The sequence below is a fragment of the Deltaproteobacteria bacterium genome, from assembly GCA_016874755.1.
Lineage (GTDB): Bacteria > Desulfobacterota > Binatia > UBA9968 > UBA9968 > DP-20.
In genome coordinates, this window is record VGTH01000021.1 from 83,425 (window position 1) to 91,467 (window position 8,043).

The 8,043-nt window shown below is 56.8% G+C and carries 8 protein-coding genes; 6 read left to right on the top strand and 2 right to left on the bottom strand.

All coding sequences use genetic code 11. The annotated features are described in order from the left end of the window. Positions 1–20 precede the first annotated feature (20 nt). The 4 genes from FJ145_14360 (at position 21) to FJ145_14375 (ending at position 3,669) form a co-directional block, all read left to right on the top strand. A complete protein-coding gene (locus FJ145_14360; GenBank protein ID MBM4262599.1) occupies positions 21–896 on the top strand; it encodes a DMT family transporter in 876 nt (291 codons plus the stop codon). A 155-nt stretch (positions 897–1,051) separates the two neighbouring features. After that, a complete protein-coding gene (locus FJ145_14365; GenBank protein ID MBM4262600.1) occupies positions 1,052–1,396 on the top strand; it encodes a hypothetical protein in 345 nt (114 codons plus the stop codon). A gap of 19 nt (positions 1,397–1,415) precedes the next feature. Further along, entirely contained in the window at positions 1,416–2,603 is a 1,188-nt protein-coding gene (locus tag FJ145_14370) for an extracellular solute-binding protein (protein MBM4262601.1), read from the top strand. 115 nt (positions 2,604–2,718) lie between these two features. Continuing rightward, entirely contained in the window at positions 2,719–3,669 is a 951-nt protein-coding gene (locus FJ145_14375; protein ID MBM4262602.1) for an NAD(P)-dependent oxidoreductase, read from the top strand. A 73-nt stretch (positions 3,670–3,742) separates the two neighbouring features. Here the strand turns inward: FJ145_14375 and FJ145_14380 are convergent, their stop codons facing one another. Then, a complete protein-coding gene (locus tag FJ145_14380; protein MBM4262603.1) occupies positions 3,743–4,753 on the bottom strand; it encodes an ABC transporter substrate-binding protein in 1,011 nt (336 codons plus the stop codon). A 103-nt stretch (positions 4,754–4,856) separates the two neighbouring features. On the opposite strand from FJ145_14380, the gene FJ145_14385 reads away from it, so the two are divergent. Further along, positions 4,857–5,966, top strand: coding sequence for a hypothetical protein (locus FJ145_14385; GenBank protein ID MBM4262604.1), 1,110 nt, complete (start codon positions 4,857–4,859; stop codon positions 5,964–5,966). Positions 5,967–6,003: 37 nt separating this feature from the next. Here the strand turns inward: FJ145_14385 and FJ145_14390 are convergent, their stop codons facing one another. Then, on the bottom strand, positions 6,004–6,711 hold the full coding sequence (locus FJ145_14390; protein ID MBM4262605.1) for a hypothetical protein: 708 nt from the start codon (positions 6,709–6,711) through the stop codon (positions 6,004–6,006). Between the two features lie 211 nt (positions 6,712–6,922). Here FJ145_14390 and FJ145_14395 point away from each other — a divergent pair. Further along, positions 6,923–8,043 (top strand): hypothetical protein (locus tag FJ145_14395; GenBank protein ID MBM4262606.1); only part of this gene is annotated, 1,121 nt, incomplete at its 3' end.

The following is an 8,043-nucleotide window of genomic DNA, read 5'->3' on the forward strand; positions in this document are numbered from 1 at the left end:
GGGCGGTCACGTACATCCAAATGAATCTGCCACCCATGGGTCCCGAAATCATCGCGCTGATCGCGTCGTTCTCCTACGCGCTATTTACCTTGTACGGCTGGTTTGGCCTGCGCTATTCGACCGCTTTGGTCGCCACCATCGTTTCGCTGGCTTCGCGCACGATTATCCTCTGGATCGCGGTCTTCTTGCTGGGAGGGATACCGGAGTTTGCCCAAAGCTCACTTTCGCTGTTTGTCTTTCTCGGTCTCATGCAAAGCGTCACGAGCCTGTTGACGTTTGTCGGGCTCCACAAGATTGGCACCGCGCGCAGCCAGCCGCTGCGCAATGCCTATCCGCTGTTTAGCGCGTTGATCGCTGTCGCCATCATGCAAGAGCAGGCCGGGGCATTGATTCTGCTCGGCACCATTCTTGTGGTCGGCGGCGTGATCTTGATTTCTTGGAAACCCGATGTGCCGCCGCCCGGGTATCGCTGGTGGCATATTCTCTATTCGCTTAGCGCCGGCGCCCTGGCCGGTGTCGCTTTTCCGCTCCGGCGTTACGGTCTATCGATCACCAACGAACCGGTGTTTTTTGCCGCCGTGGTCGCCGTGGTTTCTCTGCTCGGCGCGCTACCGGCGCTCAGTGTGTCGCGCGAAAAAACCGCGGTATGGAACAAGAAAGGCATAGTCTATTTTATCGTGTCAGGTTTCTTCGAAGCGGTGGGCGCGCTGTTGGCGCTGGTGGCGTTAAGCACCGGCCGCGTCGTGGTGGTTTCGCCCATCGTGGCCACCACGCCGTTGTGGAATCTGCTGATCGCGGTGATCTTTTTTAAAGATCGCGAAGAGGTCAACGCCCGCACCGTTGCCGGCACCATCGCGGTTTTTAGCGGCACCATCGCGATTGCGTTGGGCAGATAGAATCAACTTGACAGAATTTCAGGCGGAGCATATCTCATCAGCAACGGAGACTCTGTCGCAACGGCGAAATCAGCCGTTTTGTCATCCTGAGCGCAAGCGAAGGATCTGCTTTTTCGCGCGCCGCATTCAGCAGATTCTTCGGCTCCGCCTCATCTATGAATGGCGACACAGTCGCAACAACGAAGAGGAGAAAAACCATGTGGTATTTGACCATGCGCCGCGCCGTTAAGCCGCGCTCGGAGTGGACGGTGAGTTTGGATCAGCACCTGGTCTGGATGAAGCAGCAGCATGATGCCGGCAAGATCTTGTTCTCGGGTCCGACCACCGACCGTAAATTTGGCGTTTACGTCATTCGCGCGGAGTCGAAAGCCGAAGCGGAAAAAATCGCCGCGAGCGACCCCTATACCGTCGCTGGTTTTACGGCTTTCGATCTCTACGAATGGGAAGTGCACCAGATCATGGGCGCCGGCAACTTTACGGCGGCGGGTTTGGGACACTAGTAGGGGGAGGGAGAGAATTATGAAAGCGGAAAGCGGAAAACGGAAAATCGGTCCTAGGCTTGAGGCGCGAGGCGCGAGCTCGAACTTAGTCCGGCTCTTGGTTGGTGCGGCGATTTTCTTTTTTAATTTTCACTTTTTAATTTTTAATTCTGTGTTGTTTGCTCAGTCCGATTGGAAGAAACAATGGGAAGCCATCGTTGATGCGGGCAAGAAGGAAGGCGAAGTGGTTATCTACGGGCCGCACAATCCGGCCTATCAGCAAGTCTGGTCGCTGTTTCAGAAATCTTATCCCGAGATCAAATTCAACTTTGTTCCGGGCAAAGGTGCCGATCATGCTCAGCGTATCGTCGCCGAGCGGCGCGCCGGGAAATATCTCGCCGATTTGATCATGGGCGGTTCGTCGACCTATGCAGCCTTTGCGCCGGGAACCTTGGAGCCATTGAAGCCGCTGCTGCTGTTGCCGGAGGTGACCGACCTTAACAACTGGTTCGACGGCAAGCTGCACTTTGCCGACCCGCAGAACCACGCCGGGCTGATAATCTCCGGCGAAATCGGCACGCGGCGCGGTTCGTACAATACCAAGCTGCTCGATCCCAAAGAGATTCGCTCCTGGTGGGATTTGTTGAATCCCAAGTACAAAGGCAAGATCGTCACCTTCGATCCGCGGGTTGCCGGCGGCGGCGGCGAGACGTTTTTGTTTTTCTATTATACGCCGTCTTTAGGCGAAAAGTTCATCGCGCGGATGCTCACGGAAACCGACATTTTGATGACCCGCGACTTGCAGCAAGGCACCGACTGGCTAGCTTCGGGAAAAGTGGTTTTTCAAATCGGCAGCGGCCAGCCGGTGATGAAGGCCAACAAACAAGGGCTGCCGGTGGATTTGATGCCGCACCCGCTCAAAGAAGGTGAGATCATGGGCGGCGGCTCCTGCTGCATGGCGGTGATGAGCAAGGCGCCGCACCCCAACGCGACCCGCCTGTTTGCCAACTGGATTGTCTCGCGCGAAGGGCAGATCGCCTGGCAGAAGGCGACAGAGGTCAACTCGCTGCGCGTCGACATTCCGAAGAACGATCTGCCGCCCGACGACGTGCCGCAAAAAGGCGTAAACTATTTCATGCTGAACTCCTCCAAGTACAACGGCATGGAAGGGCGCAAGGAGTTGCATCGGATTGTCAACGAAGCGCTGAAGAAAGCGGGAAAGAGCTAAAGGGCAAAGGGGGCTAGAAAGGATTCGGATTGGTCTCGCGCAAGGCGCAAAGGCCGCAAAGATAGGATCAAATTGTCGCGCGATTCCGCGCGCCCGTCATGATTTAGAGGTTTAGATGCAATCGGTTGGTTTAATTGGTTTGGGCAACGCCGGGCGGCCCATGGCCGAGCGCATTCGCGCCAAGGGCTATGCGCTGAGCGTTTACGACATCGACTCCGCGGCTGTTGCTGCCGCGGAAAAACTCGGCGCACGCGGTGCGAAATCGGCCGAAGATGCGGTGGCCGACGTGACGATTACGCTCTTGCCGTCGTCGGTGGAGGTGAACCGGGCGGTGTTTGGGCCCGGCGGCGCCTTCGCCGCGCTCGGCGCGGGTAAGACGTTGATCGATCTGAGCGGCACCGATCCGGATTGTGCGCGGGAGTTGCAAACCCGGCTGGGCGACAAAGGCGCAGCGTTTATCGGCGGCACGATCCACGCGAGCGGCGCGCCGGCGATCTCCATTCCATCGGGGCAATTTTCAATTGTCGTCGGCGGTGACAAAGCAAAACTTGAAGCTGTGGTGCAAGTGCTCAACGACATTGCCCAAACGATTATTTGCCTGCCCGAACCGTGGATGCCCAAGGCATTTAAGATCGCCGTGATTCTCTACGCGACTACCAATAACATCGTGACCGCTGAAGTTTGCTCGTGGCTGACCGCGCAAGGCGCCGACCCAAAGCTCTTCTTGAAGTTATTACAAACCACCGGTTCGACGCCGACGGCAGCGCGGCTCGAGGAATTCATGAAGCGCAACAACAACAACGGCGGCGCGCTGAGCAACAGCTACAAAGATTTCCGCCAGGCTTTGAAAGTAGCGGCGAACTTGGAAATCCCCATGCCGCTGGTGTCGATGGCGAATCAGATGCAGGAGATGGGACGGGCCAATGGCCTGACTCGTTTCAACAGCCCAGCGGCGATGGGCAAATTGTATGAACTGATCACCGGGACGGATCTCAGTGCGGCGAACACCGGTTCCGAGCGCAGCGTACGCGAGAAGGGCGAACCGCGGGTAGTTTGGCTCGAATAAGCACGGCAGCTGTTGGGTCGCTAAGCCAACCTACGCCGGTCTATCTGGTGAGGGCGATCGTCTTTGGGTTTATTTATCGATAAAAATTTTTGATAAACCCGCTTTGCTCCACCTGCCTTAGGATCGACACGTCAACGAAATCTTCCGGCTTATAGTTCTTCGCTTTCGGCACTTGGGTGGCGATTTCATCGAGTATCGGTTGAATGCCCTCAAGGTTTGGATAGGGCACGCGTTCGTACAGGTTGGAAAAGACTCGGTAAGTGTCCTCCAGCATGCCGCTATCGTTGGAGCGAAGCGATTTGGCCATAACCTTGAGCGAAAACTCGCGGTCGGTTTTGATCAAATGCAGCCCTTCGATAATGGCTTTGGTCAACTGCGTGAAGGTGTCGCGCTCTTTGCGCAGCAGCGCCTCGCGGGTCGCGATGACCGTCGTGGCGTATTTGAATTCCTGACCGAGGTTAGCCAGTTCGACGAAACCAAACTGGCGCCGCGCAATGTAAGCGCGCGCCGGGTCGAGCACGGCGGCATGCACGCGCCGCTTATCCATCGCGGCAACGCTTTCGACGTAGCCGCCGGTGCCGAGAAATTTGACATCGTTTTCGATCTTCCATTTCTTTAACAAACGCTGCGTGAGTAAAGTCGGTGAGCCGCCCAGGCTGCCGACACCGATGACTTTGCCTTTCAAATCTTCGGGCTGTTTGATTTCCGGGACGGCGACAATCGATAGGGTGAATGAATTCAATAAACCGAGCGTGAGCACAACGTCTGCGCCCTCGATGCGGGCGCGCATGGGCGTGGTCGCAGACAAGCTCGTGGCCATGGCGTCGCCGGACAGCAGTAGCTGGACTTGCCGCGAAGCGGCTTGAATGCTAAGGATCTCGACATTCAGTCCATGTTTCTGAAAGAGCCGCGCTTCCTGGGCGGCCCAAAGCGGGAGCTGGGCCGAGCCCAGGCTTACCGAGAGGCGAAAGGGCTTCAGCTCTTGTGCAATCGCGTTTTGAGTAAAAAACATTCCGGCTGTCATCGCGGCGGTGAAAACCGCAGCAAAAGAGCGAAGTGGATTTGAGGCCATGACTTTCTCCATAAAGAAGATCAACCGCCCAAGTCAAGTTGAGGGCCGAAGCTAATTGACAGAGCGGGCCACCTGCAATAGCTTGGGCGACACAAAAATGCTGGAGTAGCTTTGTATGTCGAACAGTTTTCTGGGTGCAATGGCGGTTTTAGAAGGTGCGCGGGCGGCGATGCGCGTCGGCGGCGTCAGCTCGGGCGAGCGGGTTGGTTTTATTGTCGACCTCCGCGTTGAAGCCGAAGTGATCCAAGCGTTTTTCACCGCTGCCAAGGAACTTGGCGCGACGCCGTTTCTCTGCATGGTCGAACGCGGCAGCGGCTACGGCCCGCCGGACGAGTTTATCGAGGCGATCAAAACCGCCAACGTTTTATACTTTTCCTGGGAGATGGCCAACTCCATCGTCATCAAACAGCTTCGCTCCGAGATGGGCACTCGCTGCGTCGGCTTCCCCCATTGCCGCACCGCGGCGCTGCTGGCCGACGATGCGGTGACGTTTCCCCTTGATGTGCTGTCGGCGATCTATCCCAAGACCTGGGATGTGCTGCGCACCGGCAAGGACGTGCAGATCCACATCACTGACCCCAAGGGCACCGATTTCCACACGATACTTACCAAGGACGATGTCGACAACAAATTTGCCGGCGATCCGCGCTACACGGGTCAAATCGTCGCCAACAAGCCGGGGTTTGTCAGCCACTTGCCCGTCGGCCACGGGCCTAACGTGATCAGCCCCTCCGAGCCGCTCAATCCGGCGAGCGAAGGTATTGTGAAGCTCGACGCGATCACGCTGGCGCCGGGAGTCTATCGTGGCTGGGCCGGTGATTCCTGTTATCAGCAACCGGTGACTTGCCACATCAAAGCTGGACGGATTACTGCGATTGAGGGCGGCAAGGAAGCCGATGCGTTCCGCAACGTGGTCGAGCGCGACCTGGAGAATATCTGTCAGCTGCGGGAGATCGGTCTGGGGCACAATCCCAAAGTGCCGACGTTTCGCGGCGAGCGCGGCTATCATGGCGCCAACCATGCGGGGGCGGTGCACTGGGGCTTCGGCGGCGGCCATCAGAAAAAGCGCATCCATGTGGATGCGATCATGTTCCAAGCGACAATCCTTGCCGACGGGAAACCTTTTGTGGAGCGGGGCCGCTTGAAAGCGTTGGACGACCCGGAGATTCGTAGGCTGGCGAGCCAGCACGGCGACCCAGACCGGGTGCTGGCAGAGGCTCTCTAATTCGTTGCGGCGACCGATGGGTCGCCCGTCTTTGCGATTAGCGCAGCAATTGCCCGAAACCGGGCACGGGGACTTTCATCCCCAAGACTTTCATTACCCACCATAACGACGCGGCAGTGCTGGAGATCGCTAGCCGGCCGGTATCGTCTTCCAACTCCTGAGTGTAAGCCACCGTGCGCCAGCGACCTTGCAAGAGCATGCTGTCGACATCGGGCTGCTGCTTAAACAGTTCGCGCGCGACTTTGTACGATGAGTAATCGGGCAGCTTGGCTTGGTCGACCGGTTTGTTGACTTCTAGACCCTTGATGGCGAGTACTCTCACGCCGCCGTCTTCATAATATTTTTTGACCAGCTCGTTGATCGAGGCTTTGTATGCCGTGGCGATCACGGTCGTGCGAATCTTCAAGTGCTTCATGGCTTCCACGGTCGCGCTCATGGCGGTGCTGACCGGCAGGCCGACCTGCTGGGATAATTTCGCCATAACTGCTTGCTCGAATTGATAGCCGCGCTGGGTGCCCAGCGTGATGCCGCCCAACAGGATGGCGTCGCATTCTTCGGCTTTGAAAATTCCCAAGCCGGCGCCCAGGGCGTCGATCGCTTTGTTGAATTCTTCGGTGGTATGCGCCTGGACGTTCAGTCCTGACGAAACGATGGTGAAACCTTTGGGTAGAATTAGATCCCAATCCGAAGGTGTCTCGAAAACCGATGGTGACAGATAGCCGATGCGCGCTTTCCAACCGGACATTGAATAGACTCCAAAAGTTAAATTGTTTTCTTTTACCGTACCTACACGGCGATGGGAAGGGGTTTGCTTTTACTCAGAACATCCTTTACTTATTTCGCGTGCCCTGCCATATCTACTGATTACATTGATGTTTTTTGCTCTTGGTTCGTCAAACAGATGAGTTGCCAGGATTTTCAGAACGAAAGCGCCAATTAGGAACGGATAGACACTTATGGAGAGAATCCACCAGCTGCTTAGCACCGGGATGAAGCCGATATTATTGACGTTTTTGCTGCTCACGTTGGCGAGCCAAGGCGCTGTGCGGGCCGCCGATACCCTTGAATACAACCGGCGAGCCACCGCTACGGCACAGATCATGGCGGGCATCACCCCAGCGGTGGGCGATCCGGCGATCGACAAACTGATTAAACTTGAAGGTTTCGCCGAGCATCAGAAGTGGATGGCCGGCCAGTGGGCGCAGGTGCGCGGCCGCATGCAGACGATCGAGACTTGGCGGCAACAGGAAGTGAAGATTCCGGGGTCGAACAAAAAAAACCTGCTCTATCCGTTTAGCGGGCCCGATTTTCTCAATGCCTACGTGTTGTACCCGGATCACGCCAAGTACGTGTTCTTCAGTCTCGAGAGGCCAGGGACTCTGCCGGATTTGGAGTCGGTCACCCCAGCTCAGTTCACCCGTTTATTGCAGGACGTGCGCGGTGCCTTTCGCGAGATATTTGAACGCAACTATTTCATTACCTCTTACATGGGCAAGCAGCTGACGACGCCTTGGGTACGTGGCACGGTGCCAGTGATGGCGACGATGATGGCGCTGATGAACATGCGCATCGTGCGGATCGAGCCCGTCGATCTTTTTCCCGAGCTGACGCGGCAATATGAAAATCCCCAGGGCGACCGTCCCGCCCTACCGCTGCGCGGTGTGCGCATTGAGTTTGCCAACGGTAATGGCGCGCTGCAGCAGCTCTCTTATTTTTCGCTCGATGCTACCGACAGGGCGCTGCGATACTACCCCGACTTTATCAAGTGGGTGGGCCAACCCCGGCCGGCGAGTGCGCTGATCAAGTCGGCGTCTTATCTCCTGCACGACAACCAATTTTCTCAAACCCGCGCTATGGTGTTAGAATCGGCCGATATGCTGATCCAGGACGACACCGGCATCCCGTATCGGTTCATCAGCACGCCGCCTTGGCAGGCCAAACTCTATGGCAAATATCAAAAGCCGATCAAGCCGATGGAGTGGGGCTATCAAAAGGATTTAGACAGCGCCTTCAAGACCAAAGCGGTGACGCCGGATTTGCCGTTCCCCTTTGGCTATCATTGGAAGGGGGGCCAATC